This window comes from Verrucomicrobium sp. BvORR034 (genome assembly GCF_000739635.1).
Lineage (GTDB): Bacteria > Verrucomicrobiota > Verrucomicrobiia > Verrucomicrobiales > Verrucomicrobiaceae > Verrucomicrobium.
This window is the reverse complement of record NZ_BATQ01000019.1, coordinates 1-23,755: the sequence shown is the minus strand read 5'-3', so window position 1 is coordinate 23,755 and position 23,755 is coordinate 1. Positions and strand designations below refer to the sequence as shown.

The 23,755-nt window shown below is 60.2% G+C and carries 18 protein-coding genes and 1 pseudogene; 12 read left to right on the top strand and 7 right to left on the bottom strand.

The window, feature by feature from the left end:
* Positions 1-28 precede the first annotated feature (28 nt).
* A complete protein-coding gene (locus BV034_RS04230; RefSeq protein ID WP_265592609.1) occupies positions 29-1,765 on the bottom strand; it encodes an ABC transporter ATP-binding protein in 1,737 nt (578 codons plus the stop codon).
* A 246-nt stretch (positions 1,766-2,011) separates the two neighbouring features.
* Here BV034_RS04230 and BV034_RS04225 point away from each other — a divergent pair, with 246 nt between their 5' ends.
* From BV034_RS04225 to BV034_RS04185, 9 genes are all read left to right on the top strand, one after another.
* Positions 2,012-3,496 (top strand): N-acetylmuramoyl-L-alanine amidase, encoded by a 1,485-nt coding sequence (locus BV034_RS04225; RefSeq protein ID WP_265592608.1) that lies wholly within the window; start codon positions 2,012-2,014, stop codon positions 3,494-3,496.
* Between the two features lie 410 nt (positions 3,497-3,906).
* Positions 3,907-4,848 (top strand): acyl-CoA desaturase, encoded by a 942-nt coding sequence (locus tag BV034_RS04220; protein ID WP_050024448.1) that lies wholly within the window; start codon positions 3,907-3,909, stop codon positions 4,846-4,848.
* 60 nt (positions 4,849-4,908) lie between these two features.
* Positions 4,909-6,186 (top strand): FAD-dependent oxidoreductase, encoded by a 1,278-nt coding sequence (locus BV034_RS04215; RefSeq protein WP_050024446.1) that lies wholly within the window; start codon positions 4,909-4,911, stop codon positions 6,184-6,186.
* Positions 6,180-6,995, top strand: coding sequence for a DUF1365 domain-containing protein (locus BV034_RS04210; protein ID WP_050024444.1), 816 nt, complete (start codon positions 6,180-6,182; stop codon positions 6,993-6,995). The genes BV034_RS04215 and BV034_RS04210 overlap by 7 nt, the downstream gene beginning before the upstream one ends.
* The gene (locus tag BV034_RS04205; protein ID WP_050024442.1) at positions 6,992-8,278 is read left to right on the top strand and encodes a cyclopropane-fatty-acyl-phospholipid synthase family protein; all 1,287 of its coding nucleotides are present in this window, start codon (positions 6,992-6,994) and stop codon (positions 8,276-8,278) included. The genes BV034_RS04210 and BV034_RS04205 overlap by 4 nt, the downstream gene beginning before the upstream one ends.
* A gap of 3 nt (positions 8,279-8,281) precedes the next feature.
* Positions 8,282-8,620, top strand: coding sequence for a DUF1475 family protein (locus tag BV034_RS04200; protein WP_050024440.1), 339 nt, complete (start codon positions 8,282-8,284; stop codon positions 8,618-8,620).
* Positions 8,617-9,417, top strand: a complete 801-nt coding sequence (locus tag BV034_RS04195; RefSeq protein ID WP_050024439.1) for a DUF1295 domain-containing protein — start codon at positions 8,617-8,619, stop codon at positions 9,415-9,417. The genes BV034_RS04200 and BV034_RS04195 overlap by 4 nt, the downstream gene beginning before the upstream one ends.
* Positions 9,414-10,457 (top strand): cyclopropane-fatty-acyl-phospholipid synthase family protein, encoded by a 1,044-nt coding sequence (locus BV034_RS04190; RefSeq protein WP_050024437.1) that lies wholly within the window; start codon positions 9,414-9,416, stop codon positions 10,455-10,457. The genes BV034_RS04195 and BV034_RS04190 overlap by 4 nt, the downstream gene beginning before the upstream one ends.
* Before the next feature lie 44 nt (positions 10,458-10,501).
* Positions 10,502-11,272 carry a hypothetical protein gene (locus BV034_RS04185; RefSeq protein ID WP_050024435.1) on the top strand — a complete coding sequence of 257 codons (771 nt, stop codon included), beginning with the start codon at positions 10,502-10,504 and terminating at the stop codon, positions 11,270-11,272.
* A gap of 165 nt (positions 11,273-11,437) precedes the next feature.
* Here the strand turns inward: BV034_RS04185 and BV034_RS35630 are convergent, their stop codons facing one another.
* The gene (locus BV034_RS35630) at positions 11,438-11,599 is read right to left on the bottom strand and encodes a hypothetical protein (RefSeq protein ID WP_265592607.1); all 162 of its coding nucleotides are present in this window, start codon (positions 11,597-11,599) and stop codon (positions 11,438-11,440) included.
* Between the two features lie 643 nt (positions 11,600-12,242).
* Between BV034_RS35630 and mutS the strand changes: the two genes are divergently transcribed.
* Both mutS and BV034_RS04170 read left to right on the top strand, forming a co-directional pair.
* Entirely contained in the window at positions 12,243-14,756 is a 2,514-nt protein-coding gene (gene mutS, locus BV034_RS04175; RefSeq protein WP_050024428.1) for a DNA mismatch repair protein MutS, read from the top strand.
* Positions 14,757-14,870: 114 nt separating this feature from the next.
* Positions 14,871-15,848 carry a magnesium transporter CorA family protein gene (locus BV034_RS04170; RefSeq protein ID WP_050024426.1) on the top strand — a complete coding sequence of 326 codons (978 nt, stop codon included), beginning with the start codon at positions 14,871-14,873 and terminating at the stop codon, positions 15,846-15,848.
* A 353-nt stretch (positions 15,849-16,201) separates the two neighbouring features.
* On the opposite strand, the gene BV034_RS04165 is transcribed toward BV034_RS04170, so the two are convergent.
* The 5 genes from BV034_RS04165 to BV034_RS04145 form a co-directional block, all read right to left on the bottom strand.
* Positions 16,202-16,822 (bottom strand): methyltransferase domain-containing protein, encoded by a 621-nt coding sequence (locus tag BV034_RS04165; protein ID WP_265592606.1) that lies wholly within the window; start codon positions 16,820-16,822, stop codon positions 16,202-16,204.
* Positions 16,819-17,553, bottom strand: a complete 735-nt coding sequence (locus tag BV034_RS04160; RefSeq protein ID WP_265592605.1) for a PIG-L deacetylase family protein — start codon at positions 17,551-17,553, stop codon at positions 16,819-16,821. Before BV034_RS04160 ends, BV034_RS04165 begins: the two co-directional genes overlap by 4 nt.
* A gap of 84 nt (positions 17,554-17,637) precedes the next feature.
* On the bottom strand, positions 17,638-18,801 hold the full coding sequence (locus BV034_RS04155; RefSeq protein WP_063768673.1) for a M20 family metallopeptidase: 1,164 nt from the start codon (positions 18,799-18,801) through the stop codon (positions 17,638-17,640).
* A gap of 156 nt (positions 18,802-18,957) precedes the next feature.
* Positions 18,958-21,762, bottom strand: a complete 2,805-nt coding sequence (locus tag BV034_RS04150) for an inverse autotransporter beta domain-containing protein (protein ID WP_081887563.1) — start codon at positions 21,760-21,762, stop codon at positions 18,958-18,960.
* Positions 21,763-22,115: 353 nt separating this feature from the next.
* Positions 22,116-23,078, bottom strand: a complete 963-nt coding sequence (locus BV034_RS04145) for an SDR family NAD(P)-dependent oxidoreductase (protein WP_050024410.1) — start codon at positions 23,076-23,078, stop codon at positions 22,116-22,118.
* Positions 23,079-23,286: 208 nt separating this feature from the next.
* Between BV034_RS04145 and BV034_RS35625 the strand changes: the two are divergent.
* Positions 23,287-23,755, top strand: a pseudogene (locus BV034_RS35625) (hypothetical protein); the annotation flags it as partial.

Here is a 23,755-nt window from a genome sequence, read left to right as displayed (position 1 = left end):
CCAAGTTTAGGCAGATTCGCCCGCCGCCTCAACCCTGCATCTTCTCCTCCTGAAAACTGAGCTTCACCAGCTCCGCATAGTACTCGCAGGTCTGCAGCAGTTCCTGGTGGTTGCCCGAGGCCAGGACCTGGCCGTTCCGCATGGCATAAATCCGGTCCGCGTGCAGGATGGTGCTCAGGCGGTGGGCGATGACCAGGCAGGTGCGGTTCGTCCGCAGCCCGTCGATGGCACGCTGGATCAGCTTCTCACTGCGAGTGTCCACCGCGCTGGTGGCCTCATCCAACAGCAGGATGGGCGCGTTCTTCAGAAAGGCACGGGCAATGGAGATGCGCTGCTTCTCCCCACCGCTGAGGCGGGAGCCGCGCTCACCCACCGTAGCATCCAGCCCGCCGTCCATGCGCTCTACAAACTCCAACGCACAGGCCTGTCGGAGGGCTTCCCACAATTCTTCGTCCGAGGCCGTAGGCCGCCCCAACAGCAAGTTCTCCCGGATGCTCTGGTTAAAGAGGTAGCTCTCTTGCGTCACGTAGCCAATGGCATCCCGCAGGTCCGCCTTGTTCACGTCCTGGATCAGGTGACCGTCCAGGGTGATCGCCCCCTCATCCGCCTCGTAGAAGCGGGTCAAAAGCTGAAAGAGCGTGCTCTTCCCCGCCCCGGTGGCTCCCACAAATGCCACCGTCTGCCGGGCCCGCACCACCACATTGATGTCGGTGACGATCGGCCGGTTCTCATCATAGCGGAAAGACACGTTCTTAAACTCGATCTCCCCTCGCACCTCTCCGAGACGCTCCCCTTTCTTCAGGTCTTCCGTGCCCTCCAATTCCAGAATCTCGAACACGCGCTGCGCTGCCGCCAACCCCATGACCACCGTCTGGTTGATGCCATGCAGCCGACCCACAGGCTCATAGAACATGCCCATCAGCAGTAGGAACTGCGCAAGCTTCCCGATGGTGAGCGTCTCCGACGGAGGGGGCGGAGGCACCGCGATGGCGTCCTGAATACACCACCAGGCACCGAAACCCATGAGCAAAATCACGCCCGTATCCCCCAGAAAACCCATGCCCGGCCCATAGACCGACCACGCCCGCTGCAACCGCGTCTGCTGGCGACGGTACTCGCTGCTGGAGGCGTTGAACCCCCGCTGCTTCTCCTCCTCCAGCGTGTAGCTCTTGATCTGACGGATGCCCGCGATGTTGTCGTGCAGCAGGGAGTTCAGACCGCCCGCCGCTTTCCGCGCCTCCAGCGCCCGCGGGGAGACCCACCGTGCATAGATCCAGCCCCCGGCAGCGATGAACGGCACCGGGATGAGCACCACCATGGCCAGTTTTGAATCCAGCCAGAACATTACCCCCGCTGTCAGCACCAGTTGGAGCACCGCCGGCACGCCCTGGTCGATCCCGTCAAGAATGACCCGCTGGGTGGCCGGCACGTCATCCGCCATGCGGGTGATGATGTCCCCCGTGCTCTGGCGGTCGAACCACTTGAGCGGCAAATGCTGGATTTTCTCATGCAGCCGGCTCCGCAAGTCATAGGTCATGCGCAGCTCAAAGGCGTTGTTCGCCAGCGTGCGCAGGCTGAAGAAAAGCTGCTTCAGAAACATGGCCCCCAGCCCAATGGCAGAGAGCTGGACGATGCGGGAGGTGTCCCGATTGGGAATGATATCATCCAGAAACCACTGGGTCAGCGCAGGAAAAACGTAGGCCAATAGCGTACCCGTAACCCCCATGGCCAGACCAGCTGTCACCCGCCAGGGGTACCTCGACATGAACCGCAAAATCAACCGCATGGGGGAAGGATGGCGCATCATGAACGGTCAGAATCGAAATAAGGTGGAACAAACGGACGTCGTCATGAACTGGTCATTCAATGGAAAATCGACTTTCGATCAACGTCCATCGTATCGAACTGTCACTTTAGGGTGCCCGATGAGATCCTACCCTGCCCCAACTCTCCTCAAAGGCGCTCAATTATTGCAAAGGACTAACATACGTGTATGATGGAACCTCCCCCCATGAAGGCAACGTCCACCTTCGTCACCAGACCGCTCGGCAAAGCCTTGAGCGTGGGGCTCGCCTGTGCACTGGCGGGCTGGCTCGGCTCGGCCCAAGGGGCCGTCAAGAAATCCACTGAAGACGAAAAGGAAAAGCCCAAGACCGAGTCAAAACAGACGGAAAAAATTTCTGTGCCGGTGAAGCCGCCTGCCAAGGCGCCCGCAAAGACCACCACAACGGCCAAGAAAACCACTTCGACCCCGGTCAAGAAGACCACTCCAGCCCCTGCCAAACCCAAGGCGGAAACGGAGAAAGAAACCAAGCCGGAGGTGAAACCGGCTGAAAAGTCCGGAGAGAAACCGGCCGAGGGCGACAAGCCCCCGACAGCCGACATGGGCGGCTCTGCCGATGCAGGCGCCAAGGACGCTGCGCCCAAGGACGTGACCTCTTCTTCCAAGGCGAGTTCCGACGGCCATGGCGACAGCGAGATGCACGGTCCTGATCCGGAGGAGGAGGCCGCTGAAAAGGCCGCCTCGGCCGCCCGGGCAAAGTCAGCCACCAGCACGACCACCACCAAGGACATGGCTGGCTGGGAGCTCATTCGCTACCAGGAGCGGGACTACGTCTCTGCCGCCAGCATCCACCGCTTTTACCGGTTCAACGAGTTGAAGGAGAACGGGAACTCCGTCTGGTTCACCTCTCCCGTGCTCATCATGAAGGGCACGAAGGGCAGCCACGAACTGCTCATCAACAACATCAAGTTCGTCATGAGCTACCCCCTGGTGGAGCTCAATGGGAAGTCCTGCATCTCCCGCCTGGACCTCTGCAAACTGATCGATCCCGTCCTGCGCCCCAGCTACATTGGCAAAGGCAGCACCTTTGACACCGTCATCATCGACCCCGGCCACGGCGGTCACGACTCCGGGGCCAAGGGCATCTACGGGTATGAAAAAGACTACGCCCTGAAGCTGGCCTACACGCTCAAGGGTATTCTGGAGAAGCAGGGCCTGCGCGTCATGCTCACCCGCACGAATGACACCTTTATCTCCCTCGGCGGCCGCGTGGCCTACGCCAACAAGGTGCCCAACAGCATCTACGTGAGCCTCCATTTCAATTCCGGCGGCAGCAGCGCCACCGGCATTGAGACCTTTGCCCTCTCACCGCAGGGCAGCGCCTCCGTCTATGGCTCCAATTCCAGCGACGCCTACGCCTTCCGTGGGAACCAGCGCGACTCAGAAAACATCGCCCTGGCCACCGCCATCCATGCCTCCGTCGTCAGCCACTTCAAACTGGTGGACCGCGGGGTGAAGCGCGCCCGCTGGCACGTCCTGCGCGGTCTGGAGCGTCCCGGTGTCTTGTTCGAAGGTGGATTTGTCACCAATGCCACCGACGCCCGACTCATCGCTGCCGACAATTTTCGGAGCGAACTGGCCACCACCATCGCCCAGGCGGTGATGAACTACCGCCGGGCTCTACAGCCGGGCAAACGCCCCGGCTCCCGCTGATCCAGAACAGGATTTGCGTGATGGTGGGCAATCTTGCACCATTTTGCTCCATTGCTAAATTCCAAGGAATGGCGTAAATGAGATTGATTTTCACGCCGCCAAAGGCCCGTGACCCGATTTTGTCCCCGTTTCTAAGTGCAGTTTTGGCAACTGCCGCAGCTGAAACGGGCTCACCAGCGGAGCCTCGGAATCCCTTTCTGCATGAGGATTGGTCGGGGGGCGTTTTCTGAACCCTCCCAACCGTCTGGGGCGACAGGTTCACTCATTTCTGATCCTGACGCCACGGGCAATTCACCTTCAACTCCGAATCTGCCCGTTTTTAACGGGCGGACCCAGAATACAAAATTCGAATGACATCCCAATCACCAAGTATCGCAAAAAAGCGCACCCTCTGGGCGCATCTATCCGACATGCTTCGCCAATGGTGGGACACGGACTACCATCCTGAAGGCCAGGACAAGCTCCGCAACGCTGCGGACACTGTCGATATCAAACGTTGCGTGCCCTTCATCCTTCTGCACGGCGGCTGTCTCGCCGTCATCTGGGTGGGCTTTAGCTGGTTCGCGCTGGCGGCCGCCATCGCCCTCTACGTGATCCGCATGTTCGCGATCACCGCTTTCTACCATCGGTACTTCTCACACCGCACCTTCCGCACGTCGCGTTTTGCGCAGTTCATGTTCGCCGTCATTGGCAACACCGCCATGCAGCGCGGCGCCCTCTGGTGGGCGGCTCACCACCGGCACCATCACCAGCACTCGGATGAAGATCCAGATGTGCACTCCCCCACCATCCGTGGCTTCCTCTGGTCCCACATTGGCTGGATCACCAGCCCGCGGAACTTCCCCACGGACTACAGCCGTGTGAAGGACCTCGCCAAGCACAAGGAACTCGTCTTCCTCAATCGCCATGACATGGTGGTCCCCCTGGCATACGGTGCCTCCCTCTGGCTCGTCGGCTGGCTTCTGGGGAAATTCGCCCCCGGTCTTGGTACCAACGGTGGCCAGCTCTTCATCTGGGGCTTCTTCATCAGCACCGTGGCCCTGCTTCACGGCACCTTCTTCATCAACTCCCTGGCCCACGTGTTCGGCAAGCGCCGCTTCATTACAGAGGACACCTCCCGCAACAGCCTCATCCTCGCCCTGCTCACGCTCGGTGAAGGCTGGCACAACAACCACCACCGCTACATGCACTCCGCCCGTCAGGGCTTCTACTGGTGGGAGATTGATATCAGCTTCTATGTGCTGAAGATGCTCTCCTGGTGCGGCATCATCTGGGAGCTCAAGCCGGTGCCCGCGCACATTTATGAAGAGGCCCGCATCCAAAAAGAGCGGGCTGGCGCATCACCCGGCTGACACCCCCTCGCAGTTCTCGTGAGGTGCGGTGTTTGAGAAATCAAGCCGGACACGCACCTCATGAGCCGCCAGCGCATCGCCATCTTAGGAACGGGCATAGCCGGACTCGGCTGTGCCCATTTTCTTTTTAGGCGGCATGACATCACCCTCTTTGAAAAGAACGACTACGCCGGCGGTCACACCAACACGGTGACCGTGCAGGAGGAGGGGCGGGAACTCCCGGTGGACACGGGGTTCATGGTGTTCAACCACGTCACCTACCCGCATCTGACCCGGCTCTTTCGTGAGCTGGACGTGCCCACCCAGCGCACGGACATGTCCTTCAGCGTGCGGCATGATCCCACAGGCATCGAGTACAACGGCCGCAATGTGAAGACGGTCTTCGGGCAGCGGCGGAACCTGCTGCGCCCCCGCTTCTGGAACTTCGTCCGGAAGATCCACCGCTTCAACCAGGAGACGGCGGCCGCCCTGGACGACCCAAGGTTCGCGGAGATGACTCTGCGGGAGTACGCCCGCGTCCGCGGTTATGGGCAGGATTTTCTGGACCTCTACGTCGTGCCCATGGGCTCTGCCGTCTGGAGCACACCCCCGGAACGAATGCTCGAGTTCCCGGCAGTGACGCTGATGCGGTTCTGGCACAACCATGGCTTCCTGGGGATGAAGACGCGCCACCCCTGGTGGACCGTCACCGATGGAGCGAGGTCCTATGTGAAAAAGCTCACCGCCCCCTTCAGGGATCAGGTGCACCTTCGTCGGGCCGCCGTGCGTGTGGAGCGGCTGCCCAGGCAGGCACGCGTGCATCTGGCAGACGGTAGCAGTGAGACCTTCGACAAAGTCATCCTGGCCGCCCATGCCGATCAGTCTTTCGCTCTGCTGGATGCCCCCACAGGGCTGGAGGAGGAACTGCTGCCCTGCTTCCAGTACCAGCCCAACATCGCCACGCTGCACACCGACGAGCGCTTCATGCCGCGCACGCGACGCTGCTGGGCCTCCTGGAACTACCATGTGAAACCGCTGCCGGGCGGCGGGGTTCAGACCAGCACGCACTACTGGATGAATAATCTGCAGAAGGTGTCAGACCGCACCAACTACTTCGTCGCCATCAACGGAGAGCAGGACATCGCCCCGGACCGCGTGCTCAAGACGATCCGCTATGAGCATCCCCTCTTTGACCTGAAAGCCATCCGCGCCCAGCAGAGGCTGCCTGAGCTGAACCGGCAGTCGCCAGACCAGACCACCTACTTTTGCGGCAGTTATTTCCGCTATGGTTTCCACGAGGACGCCCTGGGCTCCGCTGTGAACCTCTGTCGGGATCTGCTGGGGGAGGAGCCATGGTGAAGCCGTCCTCCAGCGCGATCTATGAATGCGAGGTGATGCATCGCCGCCTCACGCCCACCGTGCACCAGTTCCGCTACCGGGTGTTTTACCTCTGGCTGGATCTGGATGAACTGCCCACATTGGACAAACGGCTGCGCCTGTTGGGACACAACCGCTTCAAAGTGTTTTCGTTTTTCGATGCCGATCATCTGGGCTCAGAACCCGGGCCCGTGAAAGAGCGTCTGCGGACCTGGCTCGCCTCGGAAGGGGTGGACACAGCCCGCATCGCGACCGTGCATCTGCTGTGCTTCCCCCGCGTGCTGGGTTACGTCTTCAATCCCGTCTGCTTCTTCTACTGTCACGATACAGAGGGCGCACCACTCTGCGTGGTGGCACAGGTGACGAACACCTTCAGAGAGCAGAAGCTCTATCTGGTGCAGGACCAGGAGGCCGACGGGCGCTTCCGCCGCATCGTCCCCAAACATTTTTATGTGTCCCCGTTCATGGATCTGGAGCTCTGCTTTGACTTCAAGCTCCGGGTTCCCAGGGAGAAGCTGGAGATTCACGTCGATGACCGCAAGGCGGACGAGCGCGTCCTGCTGAGCGCACTGACCGGTACTCGAACCGCACTGACGGATACGCGGCTGCTCTGGTGCACCGTGAAGTACCCCCTGCTCACGCTCAAGGTCATCTTCCTCATTCATTGGGAGGCACTGCGTTTGTGGATGAAGCGGCTGCCCGTACACCGGAAGGCTGCCCGACCGGACCTGCAGCAAAAGGTGCTGCGACCCCATGCCACGCTTGCTGCCAACACCCCGTCGAAATCATGAACGACACCCTGACACTGGAAAGCGCAGGTAACCCGGCCACCATGGCCACCTTCCACCCGTGGACCCTTTACGAAGGTCTCGTGATGCGGGTGCTCTCCCGCTTCAGCCACGGCACGCTCCGCCTCACCTGGCCTGATGGCACCACCCGGCTGCTGGGAGACGCCGGATCCGAAGTGACTGCGGAAATCCGGATCCGCCAGCGCGAGGCCTTCTTCCAGAGGTGTGCGCTCTATGGCAACGTGGGCTTTGGCGAAGGGTATGTAGAGGGAGACTGGGACACCCCGGATGTCGGGGCTGTGGTGACGTGGTTCGTGGAAAATCTCCATCGTGACCCCGTGGCCAGAGGTTCCTCCCAGCGTTTGCCGCTTCTCAATCTGCTGAAGCTGGTGAACCGGGTGCAGCACTGGCTGCGCCCCAACAGTGTGACAGTGTCCCGCCGCAACATCGCGGAACACTACGATCTGGGGAACACTTTCTACTCCCTGTGGCTGGATGCTACCATGACCTACTCCGCCGCACGCTTCACCCGCGCAGGACAAAGTCTGGAGGAGGCCCAGACGGAGAAGTACGAAGCGCTGTGCCGCAAGCTGCGCCTGCAATCCACCGACCATGTGCTGGAGATCGGGTGCGGCTGGGGTGGCTTCAGCAGCCACGCCGCACGAGTGCATGGCTGCCGGGTCACCGCCGTGACCATCTCTGAAGAACAGCATCGCTACGCCACGGAGCGCATGGCGCGCGAGGGTCTCTCAGACCGGGTGGAGATCCGCCTTCAGGACTACCGCCACATCACGGGCACGTATGACAAGATCGCCTCCATCGAGATGCTGGAGGCGGTGGGTGAGGCCTATCTGGAGACCTACTTTGCAAAATGCGCCGAGCTGCTCAAACCCGAAGGCCTGCTGGCCGTGCAGATGATCACCGTGCCGGACTGCAACCACGCGCAGTTGCGCAAAGGGGTGGACTGGATTCAGAAGCACATTTTCCCCGGCTCCCTGCTGCTCAGCGTGGGCCGGGTCAATGAAGCGCTCAACCAGACCGGCACGCTCTTCATGCATGAGCTGGAGGACCTGGGTGCCGGCTATGCGCGCACGCTTGCCCTCTGGCATGAGCGGTTCCAGTCCCGCATCAAAGAAGTGCTCGCCCTCGGGTTCGATGAGCGCTTCATCCGGAAATGGACCTACTACCTCAAGTACTGTGAAGCCGCCTTTGACCAGCGGAACATCAGCGTGGTGCAGGCCTGTTACACCCGCCCCAACAACCCCACCCTCCGGGAGGTCTGGTAAGTGATGAAAGTGGTCCCCTTCCTCCGCGTCTTTTTCATCGTGGTGCTGGTCTCCATGCTCAGCGTCACCATCTGGGCCAGCATGCAAGGCGCCTTGTGGAAGGTGCCGCGTGAGGTGGCCACCCACCCGTGGTTCATCGCGACCCTGTTTGACGCGTACTGGGGCTTTCTCACCTTCTACTGCTGGGTGTTCTATCTGGAACGCAGCCTCCCCGCCAGAATGCTCTGGCTGGTGGCCATCCTCCTGCTGGGGAACATTGCTATGGCCGTGTATGCACTGATCCGGCTCATTCGCCTTCCAGCTGATGCGACGATGGAAACCCTGCTGATGAAGCGCGCATGAACTCCTTCGCCACGTTGCTGCTGCTCGGGGCCGCCGTGGCCTTTGTGCTCTTCACCCTCACCTGGCTGCTCAGCCGGAAGCTGGACAACTACAGCTTCGTGGACATCACCTGGTCCTACACGCTCGGCGTGTTGGCACCCCTCTATGCCATCTGCACGTGGAGCACGGGACACCCGCCCCGCCATGTGCTCGCCCTGGTCATGGCCATAGGCTGGAGCCTGCGGCTTGGCACCTATCTGCTGCTACGTATCAAAAGTCACCACCCGCATGAAGACGTGCGCTACCAAGTGCTGCGGAAGAAATGGCAGGGCCATCTGGGCAGTCGTTTCTTCGCCTTCTTCCAGGCACAGGCAGTGTTGATCGTGCTGCTTTCCATCCCGGTGCTGCTGGCGTTCATCAATCCATCATCCACCTTGAGTCTTTGGGAGATTGCCGGCGCAATCCTCTGGCTCATCGCCCTCACTGGGGAAGGCGTGGCGGACTGGCAGATGAGGCAGTTCAAAGCCGCACCCGGGAACCGCGGGAAGGTCTGCACCGCTGGCCTCTGGCAATATTCCCGTCACCCGAACTACTTCTTTGAATCTCTCGTCTGGTGGGGCTTCTGGCTCTTCGCCTGCGGCTCACCGTGGGGATGGCTCACGCTGTACGCGCCGCTGCTCATCCTCCACTTCGTGCTCCGCGTCACGGGCATTCCTCTCACAGAAAAATGCGCAGTGGAGTCCAAAGGCGACGCCTATCGCGAGTATCAACGTACCACGAGTGCCTTCATACCGTGGTTCCCCAAGAAATCTTCATGAGCCTGACTGACACCCTTCTTGAGAAGAACCTGTTGCCCGATGCCCTCATCCGTTTCGGCATTCGTCAACGACTGCAGGCCACGCTCGACGAGCGGCGTCCGCAAAACGTGGAGTACCGCCAGATCCTCTTCAACGAACATCTGGAAAGCCTCCTGGCCAGCCCTGTAGCCGTGGAGACCGCCACGGCCAATGAACAACACTACGAGCTGCCGACGCGCTTCTTCCAGCTCTGCCTGGGCAAGCATCTCAAGTACAGCTCCGGCTGGTGGGACATGGACTGCCACACGTTGGATGATGCAGAGTCCGCCATGCTGGCCCGCACCTGTGAGCGGGCCCAGCTGCGCGACGGCCAGCACATTTTGGAACTTGGCTGCGGCTGGGGCTCACTCTCCCTGTGGATGGCGGAACACTATCCGCATGCCCGCATCACGAGCGTCTCCAACTCCCGCACCCAGAAGCAGTACATCGATGCCGAAGCCACCCGTCGTGGTCTCACCAATCTCACCGTGCGCACGGCCAACATGATCCACTATCAAGGCGAAGGAGAAGGCGCGTTTGATCGCGTGGTGTCGGTGGAGATGTTCGAGCACATGAAAAACTATCGCGAGCTGCTCCGCCGGATCGCGAGCTGGCTGAAGCCGGGCGGCAAACTCTTCGTGCACATCTTCACGCATCGCGACATCGCCTACCACTATGAGGTGCGTCATGAGAACGACTGGATGGCGCGTTACTTCTTCACGGGCGGCCAGATGCCCTCGCATGATCTGCTGCTGCACTTCCAGGAACACCTCCAGATCCAGGAGCAGTGGGCCGTGAACGGCCAGCACTATGAGAAGACGGCCAACGCCTGGCTGGCCAACATGGACCGCCATCGCGAGGAAATCCTGCCACTGCTGGAGAACACCTATGGCCGCGAGCAGCGTACCCGGTGGTGGGTGTACTGGCGCGTCTTCTACATGGCCTGCGCAGAGCTGTGGGGCTTCCACCATGGCAATGAATGGATCGTGTCCCACTACCGGTTTGTGAAGCCACTTGCTTGATTGGCCCGATTCCTGTTCTGCTCCACCACCGACGACGCCCTGCTATGAAAACGCCAGCCCCTTTCATCGCCATCACCGCCACGCTCCTGACTCTTGCTTCACTGCTCCAGGCCGCGCCCACCGCTGCGGAACTCATGGCGCAGGCAGGTGTATTCGACCAGCAGCAGAAACCAGAGTCCGCGCTCCCGCTCTACCTTCAGGTGGAGGTGATGGATCCGCACAACGCAAAGCTTCTGGTGTGCATCGCCAAACAGTACAGCTACCTGATGACGGATGCCACGTCTCCGGAGGAGAAGTCCCGCCAGGGACAGAATGCACTGGCATACGCTCGTCGTGCGGTGACGGCAGATCCCAACCTCTGCGATGCGCATCTGGCGCTGGCCGTGAGCCATGGCAAGCTGCTGCCACTGCTAGACACACGTCAGAAGCTGGAAGCGTCCCGCGTCGTCAAAGCCTCTGCGGAGAAGGCCGTCGCACTGGAGCCTGACAACGATCTCGCCTGGCACATGCTGGGGCGCTGGCATCAGGAGCTGGCCAACATCGGTGGCACCAAGCTCGCGCTGGCACAGTTCATCTACGGCAGCCTGCCTGCTGCCTCCAACGAGGAGTCCGCCCGCTGTCTGGAGAAGGCGCTCGCGCTCCATCCTGAACGGCTCATGCACCACATCGAACTGGGGAGGACCTATGCCCAGATGCGCCGCAACGATGAAGCGCGGAAGCTCATCACCAAAGGGCTGGCCATGCCCGACCGGGAGAAAGATGATCCCGATACCAAGGAACGGGGCCGGTACACGCTCAGAAAACTCGACTCTTGAGTTTTGAGCTCCTGTCATGCCCGGGCAGGACACCTGCCCGGACAATCGAGGTTGGGATGAGAGCGGGGAGCGTTCAGGCTTTGTATTGAACCTGCCTCCTCGTCTCAAAGCGGCGCCGGCTCTTGCTGAGACTTGATGTCGTCAGCTCGCCCGCGTCGCAGGTGCTTACTTCTTCTTGGCGGCTTTTTTAGCGGCCTTCTTCGCCACCTTCTTCACAGCGGCCTTCTTGGCAGCTTTTTTCGCCGGCTTGGCGGCTGCCTTCTTGGCGGCTTTCTTTGCAGGTGCGGCCTTTTTGGCGGCTTTCTTGGATGCTTTCTTGGTTGCCATGGTTTGTGTTCCTTTCGTTCCGATTATCGTTATTGGTTACTGACGATGGAGTTTTAACACGAAAGTTCTTGAACAACAAACATGAAAATCATCACCGCGCCGTTGTGGATGAGCGTGATGATGCCCGGCTCTCGCCTCCTGCCGGGATGAATGATGCCTCCGCGAACCTTCATGCACATGCAGGTTATTAACAAATACACAGAGGAACTTTTTGCACCCAAGCAAGGGTGTTGAACATCACATGCACGCTGCAAGCCTTGTGCGACAAGGCTTGCAGCGTTGCATCACTCATCATCACCCGCTCACTCATGCAGACGTACATGAATGACCTCCATGCACAACACATGGTCATGTTGATGCTGATTCATGACCTCGCTACACCACATGTTGTGCTCTTGCGCGAGGATGAAGAGCCGTCAAAAAAAGGATAAATTTTTTTTCATCGGGCACGCTTGAAGGCCCATTTGACGGGGTCGGAGCGCCCCGCATGCACCTTGAAGAGGTCGCGAGAGCACGTCTTTGCGATGCCTGATGATCGCTTTGCAACGTCATGGATCACGCGTGCTCGCGACTCTGACCCGACGCTTCGTTGCGCTTTTTCCCCTTTTGCAATTCGCCCATTCCCGCTCATGATGCGGGTCCCATGTCCACCGATGCCGCAGCCACCCCGATGATGAAGCAGTACCTCGCCATGCGGCGGGAGCTGCCAGCGGATGTGCTGTTGTTGTTTCGTCTCGGCGACTTCTACGAGATGTTCTTCGAAGACGCGAAGACAGCAGCCGGCATCCTCAACGTCGCACTCACGAAGCGCAATGGCATCCCCATGTGCGGCGTACCGCATCACGCCGCACAGGGCTACATCGCCAGACTCATCCGCGCTGGCAGACGTGTGGCCATTGGCGAGCAGACGGCAGATCCGGTACCAGGCAAGCTCGTACCACGCGAGGTCTCAGAGATCATCAGCGCCGGCACGGTAACGGATGGACGTTATCTGGATGCAAGCCGGGCCCACTACCTCGCCGCCATCTGGCGTGAGGGGAAGAAGTTCGGCCTGGCGTACGTGGATCACACCACGGGTGAATTTGAAGTCGCGGAGTTCGACTCATCCAACGCACTGTCTGATGAACTCACGCGCATCATGCCATCAGAGCTGTTGTATGCGGAGGAGCAGGCAGAGTTGTTGGCGGAAGTGGGCGGATCGAAGGGCTCGCAGGTCTGCGAAGGCTACCTCTTCCTGCACGACCAGGCGGTGCACTCGCTCGTGCAACACTTCAAGGTGCAGTCTCTGGACGGCTATGGCTGCACTCATCTCACCGCGGCCATCAGTGCTGCCGGAGCCATCATGCAGTATCTGCAGTTCCAGCTGCGCAAGGATGTCTCGCACATCAAGCGTCTGCGCGTGGCCGTGCCGTATGAAGGCGTTTGGATTGATGCCGCAAGCCAGAGCCACCTGGAACTGGTGAACAGCCGCGGCGGCACGGAACACACCTTGCTGCACTCGCTCAACCGCACCTGCACTCCCATGGGCGCACGCAAGTTGCGCCGCTGGGTGCTGCATCCTCTGCGCAATCTGCAGCAGCTCATCGCCCGGCAGGATCTCATCGCCGCTCTGCTTCAGGAGCCCATGCTGCTCTCGCAGTCGCGCGATCTCTTCAAAGACATTCGCGATCTGGAACGCACCGCCGGACGTCTCAGCCAGGGCAGTGGCAACGGTCGTGATCTCCTTGCGCTCGCTCAAGCGCTTCTCGCCGTGCCCGCCATCAAAGTGCTCCTGGAAGAACTGCCTCGCACCCCGCTGGCGGAAGATTTGATGGGGCAGATGCGCGACCTCACCGAAATGGCTGAGGAGATCGAGAAGGTCATCACGGAAGAACCTCCGGCCACGATCAAAGAAGGCGGCATCTTCCGCGAAGGCTACTCCCCGCTGCTCGATGAACTCCGCAGTGCCTCCACCCAGGGACGCGAGTGGATGGCCAGACTGCAGAACGACGAGATCGAACGCACCGGGATCAAATCTCTGAAGATCAAATACAATGCGGTCTTCGGCTACTTCATCGAGATCACCAAGTCGAACCTCGATGCCGTGCCGAAGGACTACGTGCGCAAGCAGACCACCGCCAATGGCGAACGCTTCATCACGGATGAACTGAAGCGCATGGAGGACAAGATCCTCGGCGCGGATGAAAAGGCGAAGGCACTGGAGTACGAGGAATTCGTAAAGCTGCGTAGCGCCGCGATGGTTCATCTCGAAGCGATCCAGGAAACGGCGGAAGCGATCGCCACCCTGGATGTGCTGGCCTCCCTGGCAGAGACCGCCCGACTCTTCAACTACACGCGGCCGCTGCTCAATGAGACGCGCAATCTCTTCTTCCGCGATGGTCGTCATCCCGTGCTCGACCAGAATCTGGCCGGGGAGAAGTTCGTGCCCAATGACACGACACTCGAACCTGCGGAGAACCGCGTGCTCATCATCACCGGTCCCAACATGGCCGGGAAGAGCACTTACATCCGCCAGGTCGCCCTGCTCACCCTCATGGCCCAGATCGGCAGCTACCTGCCAGTGGCCAGTGCAGAGGTGGGACTGGTGGACCGCATCTTCACCCGCATCGGTGCCAGCGATGACCTCTCCCGCGGCCAGAGCACCTTCATGGTGGAGATGAATGAAACTGCGCTCATCTTAAATAATGCTACAGACCAGAGTCTCGTCATCCTGGATGAGATCGGCCGCGGCACGAGCACCTTCGACGGCCTGAGCATCGCATGGAGCGTGGCCGAGCATCTGCACAACGACATCGGCTCACGCACGCTCTTCGCCACGCACTACCATGAGCTCACCGTCCTGGCTCACACCTGCAGCGGAGTGAAGAATTACAACGTGGCCGTGAAGGAGTGGAATCACCAGATCATCTTCCTGCGCAAGATCATCGCCGGCAGCGCAGAGAAGAGTTATGGCATCCAGGTCGCCCGCCTGGCGGGGTTGCCGGAAAAGGTGCTGCATCGTGCGCGCCATATCCTGGAGCGTCTCGAGGCCGGCCACCCTCCCAACGAAGACGCCGCCGCATTGGACGAGCCGCTTCTCGTTCGTGAGAAGCCCGCCCCCCGGCGCACGCCACGCGAAAATCCCAACGCGGGGCCGGAATTAAACCTCTTCTCGTGATCGCACATCATCAGGTCTTGGATTAGGCTTTCTCCCGTCTTCCAAGAAAGGACACAATGTCCGGCTTGCACTCCTTGGCGGCAGCGATAAAGCCTGAGGCACCACCGCGCACCCATGATCCGCCTCATTACCGAGCACGCCCAGCTGATTGACTGGACCGATGAAAAACCACATCCGCTTCCGGAGAACTTGGTTTTTCTCGACCTCCTCAATCCGAGCCGGTCTGAGGAGGTGGAAGCGGAGCAATGGCTGGAGTACACCCTGCCCACCCGCGAGGAGATGCAGGAGATTGAAGAGTCCAGCCGGTTGTACTCTGAAAAGGGCGCTCTCTACATGACGGCCTGGGTGCCTGTGGGACTGGAGACTCCAGAGCCCGACACTTCTGCCATCACCTTCGTGGTCAGCCCGGACACGCTCACCACCGTGCGCTATTCAGATCCGCTCGCCTTTCGCGTGCTGGCCGATCAGGTGCGCCGCCAGTGCAGCACACCGGTGAGCAGTGATGCCGTCTTCCTCCTGCTGGTGGAAATGATCGTGGCTCGCATCGCTGATACGCTGCAGAACATCGAGACCGATCTGCGCGGCGTATCCCGCGACATCTTTGCCGTGGATCCGAACCGCGCCGATGGCGGCAAGGCCAACTGCGACCTCAACGAGGTGATCAAACTCCTCGGCCGGCGCAACGCCCTCGTAGCAAACCTGCGCGAGTGCCTGGTGAGCATCGCCCGCATGCTCCAATACTTCCTCAACAACGCCGCACCCTGGATGAAGGGCGAACTCGCCGCCCAATTCCGCAGTGTGGCACGCGACGTGAAGAGCCTGGACGACTACACCAACCAGCAGACGCAGGAGATGGCCTTCCTGCTGGACTCCACCTTGGGACTCATCAGCATCCAGCAGAACCAGATTATCAAGATCTTCACCGTCGCCAGCGTGCTCTTCATGCCCCCCACGCTCATCGCCAGCATCTATGGTATGAACGTGAAACTTCCCGTCGCGGAAAGCCCCCTCGCCTTCCTGTTGGTGATGGTCACCGTGGTCATGTCCGCCATCCTTCCGGTCTGGTACTTCAAGAAGAAGAAGCTGCTCTAGCGGCTTCGCCGCAGACAGAAGACTTGAGGTCAGGGGAGAGCGAGGCAGTGAAAAGTGACAAGTAGGATGCCGTCTTCAGGATGGCCTTGGGCGGCAAGTTCCGGTTGGCGCTCCATCGAAGCTCTTCATCGAAGAGGATGCGGCTACAAGCCCAACGTTGATGAGCTTCGAGCGAGTCTACGTTGGGCAGGCGGATGATGAAGCTCTACTCCGAAGGAGTTGTGGCGGTCCGACGCACGGGTGTTGCTTGACAGACCGAAGGCCGTCGTTCCGTGCGAGAAGTTCGTTCCCCCATGCACCGCCCAAACTCCAACCCGCTTGCGGAGGCTATAGGCCATCTGGTCCGCGCTTTCCTATTGTCTCCCCGCTTCTTCCTTCACAAAAAAACTATACACGTGCTTCACCACATCGATGGGCTCCGTCTGCACCACCCCGAGGGGCTCGAACACCACGGGCTTTAATCCGTGCTGGAGTTCCTGGCTGGCCTCCACCAGCGCACGCACTTCGGGCCGGTCATTCCATCCCACCACCAAAAGACCACCCGGCTTTAGAACCGTACGGCACGCAGCGATGGCGGCCTCCGCACCTGCGAGCTCATCAATACCGTAGCCGAGTACGCCGTTGAAGATCACCGCATCAAACCACTCCGCTGGATAGTAGCGATCCAGTTCGGTGGCGGAGCCCACCTTGTGCTGCCGTGCCCCGTAACGCTGTTTTGCGGGATCGTAGTCGAGAGTGTGATAGTCATTCCGCCGGAAGAAGGTGCGGTAGTGGGCGGTGTAAATCTCACAACCCACGAAGAGCACGCGGTGATGTTCAGCCGCCACCTTGGGAAGGATGATCGTCTCCAGCACCTTGCGATCCTGCGAAGTGATGGGCATGGGCCGCCCCATCATCAGCCAGAGACGAGTGCGCAGGCGTCCGGGAACATGCCGCGCACGCTTCCACCAGGATGGCTTGGGTTGAGGGCTCATGGTTGATGGGGACGAGGTCGCTCCACAAAGATCTCCCACACTTGCTCATAGCAGCGCAGATGCGCACGACCAAGCATACCAATCTGGCTGGTGTAGGCCTGAATGGCCCGCAGCTTCGTCGCATGCACAGGGGCGATCGAGACCTTGATCAGCCCAGGAAAATCTGACCACTGAAGGTTGCGATGGAACTTGCCCATCCACCGGATCCAGATGGGATACTCAAACAAGCGAACCTGGGAGGAGCTTCGCGACACCGCCTCCATGACCGCACGACAAGTCGCCTCATGGTCAGGATGCAGGTCCCGCTGATGGGTCACATACACCTCCAACTGCGCATGCTGGTTGAAACACTCCGTCAAGGTGGACACCAGTCGCCGACGATCCACCTCATCAAGCTTGCCCAATCGTGTGTCCGGATAGTGTAGAAACTGGACGTGCTCCACCGGCACTCCCAAGACGCCGGTGGCCTCCAGCGCCTCTTTCTCGCGAACGGCCACAATGTCCGGAGGAGCTGTCGTTCCTTCTTGATACCCCCCACCTCCGTCCGAGACAAAGACAACCGTCACCGGAACACCCAACTGGCGTTTCAGGGCAATGAGTCCACCGCAGCCAAAGGTCTCATCATCTTCGTGCGGGGCAACCACCACCACGGGCACCTGGCTCACTGAGAGCACGGGCTCCGCACGTTTCAGCAACTGTGCGGTGAGCAGCGCAGAAGTGCAAGTGTTCATGCCATGCCGCAGCCACCCAAGGATCTGATTCAACATGGAAGGGCAGGTTCGGATCTCATGGCGGGCACACGCCCGACGATGGAACTACAAACCCCGGAGATAGTCCATCCAGAACTTCGCTCCCCGTTCCAGCTCGGTCAGATCGATCCACTCATCCTTCGTATGCGCCTGGGCAATGGAACCTGGTCCCACGGCCACGGCAGGCACGCCCACCTCGGCGAGATAGGCCGCATCACAGAACCAGGGTGCCCCCGTCAGCGTCGCGCCATGGCGCACCAGCGCCTGCACAAAGGGATCTTCCGCCGACGTGTCGAGGCACGGCGAGGCGGCTTCACGACCTCGCGGATTCACCACTGCCGTGGCATCGTGCTGTTTCACAAACTCCTCCAGCAGCAGCATCGGCCCGCCCAGCCGCGCCACACCAGGTGTGTAGCGGATGTCCACCGTGAGGCAGCAGTGGTCGGCCGTGATGTTGGGCCGTGAACCACCCTGAATCATGCCCAGGCTGATCGTGCTCTGCCCCAGCCATTCGTCCTGACCAGAGGCATCCTTCAACTGCTGGCGAAAGTCGCCATCCAACAGCTTGATGAGGCGGGCCATCTTCAAGATCGCATTCTCCCCCAGCTCAGGCCGGGAGCCGTGCACGGCCACGCCAAAGGTCTCAATGTCCGCCCACAGGCTGCCTTTGTGTTTGAAGACCGTCTGCAGGCTGGTGGGCTCTGCAATGAAGGCAAAGGCGTAGTCCTGGCCGTGGTGCTTCGCGAAATGACGGGAGCCATATTGGGACGACTCCTCGGACATGAATCCGGCAAAATGCACCTCGACCGGAAGGTTGGGAATCTCTTCCCGCAACTCCCACAGCGCCCAGAGCATGGCGGCCATGGGGCCTTTCGTATCACACGCCCCACGCCCCCAAAGCTTGCCGTCCCTGACCTCACCGCCAAAGGGGTCGATCGTCATGCCACCCACACCGACTGTGTCAGTGTGAGGTCCAAAGAGAACCACTGGCTTCTTTCCACCCCCAGCCAAAGGCTGACTAGGAAAGCGCCCGATCACATTGGGGCGGCCAGGCAGCACTTCCTCCAGCACCGCCGTGGCCCCTGCCGTTTCCAAAAATCGCGCCACATATACAGCGCAGTCCGCCTCGCCCGTCTTCCCCGTGCCGGGCTCACCGTCCGGATTGACGGAGGGAATGCGGACCAGCGCCTGGGCGAGTTCAGTGACGGAGGAGGGAAGGGCTTCAGTCATGGTCAGATCGGGCGGACGGGATTGCGCCATGTTTCCGCAGCATCTTCGCTCCCGCAACCCGTCAGATGTGACAGCGCCCTCTGACACTCAAAAAAACAAAACGCCCGGCCACGCCAGGTGGCCGGACGTTCTGCCATCAGCACCATGAACACACCCTTACGGGAAATTGGCGGGCGGCGAGAGGATCACGCCGTTGATGATGATTGACCCTGACGGGGTTCCGGTGACCCGCAGAGCATTGCTCCCAAATCCAGTCACACTGTTGCTGAAGTCACCACTGATGTTCAGCGACCCCGCGGTGTGTTTGAGATTGATGCCATCCACGTCCGGGCCGGTGAGCGTGTTCCCCTCAATCCGGATGTCGGCGAAGGGATCCGATCCGGCGAGATAGACGACCACCCCGGTATTGAAATTGCCCGTGATGAGGTTGCTCGCAATGGCCCCCTCTGCATGGCCGTCGTTGAAGACTGAGATGCCAATGCCTGTCGGAACGTCCGCAATCTGGTTGCCAGCGATGGTGAAGTCCAGACATCCCGTTGCGCTGAGCATGATGCCATCCACAATGGTGTTGCCAATGATGTTGTTGGTGATCGTGGCTTTCAGCCTGGCACCTTCATCCACCAAGCCAAAAATGCCGTAGCCCGACTGATGGTGGATGGTGTTGCCATCGGCCACCAGCTTGGTGAACGAGCTGTCGTGCGCCTCCACATGGATGGCGTCGTTGTCCGCGCTGTTGAAGCTGTTCTGGCCCACCGTGACTTTTGCAAATGCATCGTCATAGCTCATGTGCTCGATGTAGTGATTTCCTGCGCCGCCAAAGGTGTTGCCCAGGATGGTGAGCTTGAGGAATGAGTCGTGTTTGGCCTCGGCGCCGATCCCATCATCCCACACGTTGTAGATCTCGTTGTTGATGACCATGGCCTTGAGTTTGGAATTCCCTTTCGAACGGAAGGAAAACCCGTCGCCTCCCGAGTCGGAGATGAGGTTGAGCTCTGCATGGAATTCCAGGGTGGAGCAGTCGTACGACCTGATCTTGAAGACATCGCTACTGCCCCCGCCGAAGTCGTTCCCAAAAGCAAAGATACCCAGCTCCGAATGATCCCGGCTGGAGGCAGAGACATAGGCATCATGTCCATCGGTGAACTGGTTGCCCAAGAGGGCGACTGCCAGCTGGGAACAATCCCTGGACTCCAGCAAGACAGACTCATCGCAGATGCCGTCGAAGGTGTTGAACAAGAGGATTCCCTCGCTGACCGCATCGCCGGTGGTCTTCACATGCACTCCGTTGCCCTTCAGAGATTGGAAGGTGTTGGAGCCAATGATGAAGGTTTCCACATTGACCAGCCTCACGCCGTCTCCGCTCGTGGAGAGCCCGCAGGAGATGTCATACCCTATCAGACCAAAGAGGCCGATGCCTTCGCTGTAGAAGCCTCCCTTGACCGCTGGAGCAGGGCCAACGCCAAAACTCGTGCCACCCACTCCCGGGATCAGATCACCGCTGCCGATGAAGATCACGCTGCCGGTGGTGGCCATCACGTTCTCATGATAGGCGCTTGAAGTGCCCTGGGTGTACACGTTCCAAGTCCGGGAGGTGGCATTGCTGTTGGCCTGGGCGATGTCAGCAGCCCCCTGGATGGTGTCCAACGGCAGTTCCGCAGTGCCATCGCCATGGCTGTCTCCCTCCTGAATGCCATTGCCAGTCGCCGGTCCGTTGTTGGCGAACACGATGTCCTCCTTCAACACGAGCCGTCGGGCGCTCTGTGAGACCACCTTGGTCACCGTCTTCACCTGGGTGCTGGCCTTGGCCGCCGCTTCCTCCACAGTGCTGGCCACCTTGATCGCCGCATTCTGGCGGTGCACCGGCTCAGCAAGACGCTCTGCCAGATGGCGACGACGGGGACGGAAGGAATCGGAGATGCGTTTCCAGAAGGTCTTGCCATCGCCGAGGTCCCCCATCTCAAACGGCAGTTCCATGCGCAGGCCAAAGAGCCAGTCGTCCCCCACAAAGCGTTCGTCCTCGTACCAGGTGGCGGTGAGCACCAGCGCTGGCACAGGCCGCAGCTCCACACCCGCCTTCCATCCCTCCACATTGCCCGTGCCCCCGGTTTGCGGGCCGAATGGCTGATTGTCTAACTTGAAATAACCTCCGATCAGCTTGAGGTCGCAGTACTTGTCCAGGCCCGGCACGAGGACGGCCACCTCAGCGTCCCAGCCCTCCATGCCATCCTCAAACCTCTGGAACAGCCGCTCGATGGTCGTGGTGCTGGTGGTCGTGGCCCGTCTCGTGGTGAAGAGGGCATCCTGCTGGATGGTATTGCCCGTGGCGAAGGGCTGGTTCAGCGGGGTGGCGCTCTGGTAGGTGCGCGAGCGGGAACTGGTGAAAGTCTCCCGCGTACGAATCTCCTCCGCGAGCTGGCGGTCGGAGAGCGGGAGGTAGTAGTTTCCCCGTACTTCCACATACCGGGTCCCAGCCTCAATCCCGAACCCCAACTGCCAGAACTGGTTGTCCGCCTCCGTGTCCAGCATGTCCACAAAGACATTGGCCCCCACGTAGAAGCCCTCTTCCATGAATCCGGCTTGGTGACCATCCGGCCGGGTGATGGCAGTCACGGACTGATCGCTGAAAAGATGCCTCCAGCCCAGGCCAATACTTGCCGCCACTTCTCCGCGTTCTCCCCAGGAGGTGTACGGCTCCAGAAAGAGCACATCCCCACCGAGGATACCATCCCTCCCCAGGCTGCTGTGCAGGGGCACCACGAGAAACAGATTGCCGTCGGTGTATTCACCTGTGGTTTTGATTCCTCCTCCAAAGGTACCCGGGAGACTCCATCGGTCTTCCAATGTCACGGCCTTGGATTCCTTCCCGGCGGAGGTCCCAGCTGGACCGGCCGTCAGGTCTGCCACGAGAGACGTGGCCATGAGGACACAAAGGGTCCCCCACACATACGTGCGTGTTTTCATGGGATGGCTGCTTGAGATACCGCCACGGTTTGCCCTGGGCGGTGGTGGTTGATGTGATCCAATCCCCTTGTGGGAAGACCGCTGGCCGAGCTCTAGTGGAGGCTCCGGCCGGCGCAGCAGCGGGTTTTTCCAAGGCGTGAGTTATGAAATCACAACCTCATGCCCAGAGGCAAGATATATTTTCCATATGATACTAATACTCAAAAGCGAATCGTTGCCGTCGCTACCATTCGCGGAACCAGACGGTTCACAAGGGCTGAAGGCACGGCCCTCATCAAGCCTGCCCACCACGGACGTCCCTGCATAAATCGGGCTTACAGCCCAGAACATCTAGACTTGGAGAGACGGAACTCTTAGCGAAGTCCGAGCTTCCGCATCTCCAGGAACCACTCCACGAACTTCGGAATGCCGGTGTCCAGGTGAGTGGTCGGCTTGAAGTTGAGAAGCTTGCTGGCTTTGCTCACGTCTGCGCTGGTCAGGGGCACATCGCCAGGCTGTTCAGGCATCTCATTGATCATGGCCTTCTTGCCAAGCGCGTCCTCGATGGCCCCAATCATTTGGTTGAGGTTCACCGTTTGAGATCCGCCCAGATTGAAGATGCTGCACAGCGGACCTTCCTCGTAGTTCAGGGCACCGATGATGCCGTCCACGATGTCGCTGATAAAGGTGTAGTCACGCGCGGTGTCCCCCTTGCCGTACCGATCGATCGGCTTGTCCTCGAGGATCAGCTTGGAGAACTTGGAAATGGCGAGATCAGGGCGCTGGCGGGGGCCATAGACCGTGAAGAAACGCAGGCACACGCAGCGGATGCCGTACAGGGTGCTGTAGTTGGAGCACATCTGCTCACCCGCCATCTTGGTCATGGCATAAGGGCTGATGGTCTGGAGAATGGGATCCTCTTCAGCAAAGGGTACCTTCTTGTTCACCCCGTACACGGAGGAGGAGCTGGCGAAGACGAATTTCTTCACCCCATGGCGCTTGCAGGCCTCCAGCAGGTAGAAGGTGCCCTTGATATTGGTATCTATATAGAGCTCGGGCTGCTCGATCGACGGACGGACTCCGGCGCGGGCTGCCAGGTGGATCACCGCATCATATTTTCCTTCCGCGAAAGTCTTCTCCACGACTTCAGGATCCCGCAGGTCACCTTCCACGAGGGTGATGCGATCCAGCACTGCGGAGATGTTGTTCCGCTTGATCTCGGGGGCGTAGTAGTCATTGAAGTTGTCAAGAATGCCAACTTCGGCCCCCTGGGCGAGCAGACGCTCAACCGTATGGGAACCGATGAAACCTGCGCCGCCGGTAACTAGGACTTTCATGATTAGGAAAAAGGGCGGTCAGAATGGGTGGGCTGGGGCCGGAGGCAAGCAAAAGTTGGCTCCTGACTGCATCGGAGAAACGGAAGCGTCACACCACGCGCGATTTTCCCTTCAACTTTCTTGAAAGCTATTGACGTTGGAAGTGGGCACCAGCTAGACTTTTTGAAATTCGGGGGACTTTTTATGCCCGCGACAGACTTTTTGCACCATGAGCGACAACCAGCCCAATCAGCCACCAACTCCTCCCGCAAAGACCGCCGCAGTGCCGTTGAAGAAAGAAACGGTGCGCATCACCCTTAGGGCTCGCCCGGGTGCTGGTGTGACGCAGCCGAAGGAACTGACTGCGCCGGTGACGCCGGCGACGGCCCAGGTTCCACGCCCGATCACGACGTCGATCACGCCCGCTGGTGCCGCAGCTGTCCCAGCGCCTGCTGGTTTGGCCAAGCCCGCCGCGCCTGTCAGCAAGGCCACGGCCTCCATTCAGCTTCCGAGTTCTCCGCTGCCACCGCCCGCCGCCCGTCAGGCCACGGCTCCCGTCAGCCTGCCGCCGCCGCCCGCCTCCCGTGCGACGGCGTATGTAAAAGTTGATACCTCTGGTGCCCCTCCGGCCCCAGCAGCACCTGCCGCCCCGCGTCCCGCTGGTGTGGGTGCCCCGCCCCGCCCAGGCGCTCCTGCGG

Coding starts and splice junctions, on each gene's coding strand:
- BV034_RS04210 (WP_050024444.1), top strand. CDS start 6,180: ATGGTGAAGCCGTCCTCCAGCGCGATCTATGAATGCGAGGTGATGCAT.
- BV034_RS04165 (WP_265592606.1), bottom strand. CDS start 16,822: ATGAGCCCTCAACCCAAGCCATCCTGGTGGAAGCGTGCGCGGCATGTT.
- BV034_RS04150 (WP_081887563.1), bottom strand. CDS start 21,762: ATGAAAACACGCACGTATGTGTGGGGGACCCTTTGTGTCCTCATGGCC.
- BV034_RS04220 (WP_050024448.1), top strand. CDS start 3,907: ATGCTTCGCCAATGGTGGGACACGGACTACCATCCTGAAGGCCAGGAC.
- BV034_RS04160 (WP_265592605.1), bottom strand. CDS start 17,553: ATGAACACTTGCACTTCTGCGCTGCTCACCGCACAGTTGCTGAAACGT.
- BV034_RS04215 (WP_050024446.1), top strand. CDS start 4,909: ATGAGCCGCCAGCGCATCGCCATCTTAGGAACGGGCATAGCCGGACTC.
- BV034_RS04225 (WP_265592608.1), top strand. CDS start 2,012: ATGAAGGCAACGTCCACCTTCGTCACCAGACCGCTCGGCAAAGCCTTG.
- BV034_RS04195 (WP_050024439.1), top strand. CDS start 8,617: ATGAACTCCTTCGCCACGTTGCTGCTGCTCGGGGCCGCCGTGGCCTTT.
- BV034_RS04155 (WP_063768673.1), bottom strand. CDS start 18,801: ATGACTGAAGCCCTTCCCTCCTCCGTCACTGAACTCGCCCAGGCGCTG.
- BV034_RS04185 (WP_050024435.1), top strand. CDS start 10,502: ATGAAAACGCCAGCCCCTTTCATCGCCATCACCGCCACGCTCCTGACT.
- BV034_RS04205 (WP_050024442.1), top strand. CDS start 6,992: ATGAACGACACCCTGACACTGGAAAGCGCAGGTAACCCGGCCACCATG.
- mutS (WP_050024428.1), top strand. CDS start 12,243: ATGTCCACCGATGCCGCAGCCACCCCGATGATGAAGCAGTACCTCGCC.
- BV034_RS04170 (WP_050024426.1), top strand. CDS start 14,871: ATGATCCGCCTCATTACCGAGCACGCCCAGCTGATTGACTGGACCGAT.
- BV034_RS35630 (WP_265592607.1), bottom strand. CDS start 11,599: ATGGCAACCAAGAAAGCATCCAAGAAAGCCGCCAAAAAGGCCGCACCT.
- BV034_RS04190 (WP_050024437.1), top strand. CDS start 9,414: ATGAGCCTGACTGACACCCTTCTTGAGAAGAACCTGTTGCCCGATGCC.
- BV034_RS04230 (WP_265592609.1), bottom strand. CDS start 1,765: ATGTCGAGGTACCCCTGGCGGGTGACAGCTGGTCTGGCCATGGGGGTT.
- BV034_RS04145 (WP_050024410.1), bottom strand. CDS start 23,078: ATGAAAGTCCTAGTTACCGGCGGCGCAGGTTTCATCGGTTCCCATACG.
- BV034_RS04200 (WP_050024440.1), top strand. CDS start 8,282: ATGAAAGTGGTCCCCTTCCTCCGCGTCTTTTTCATCGTGGTGCTGGTC.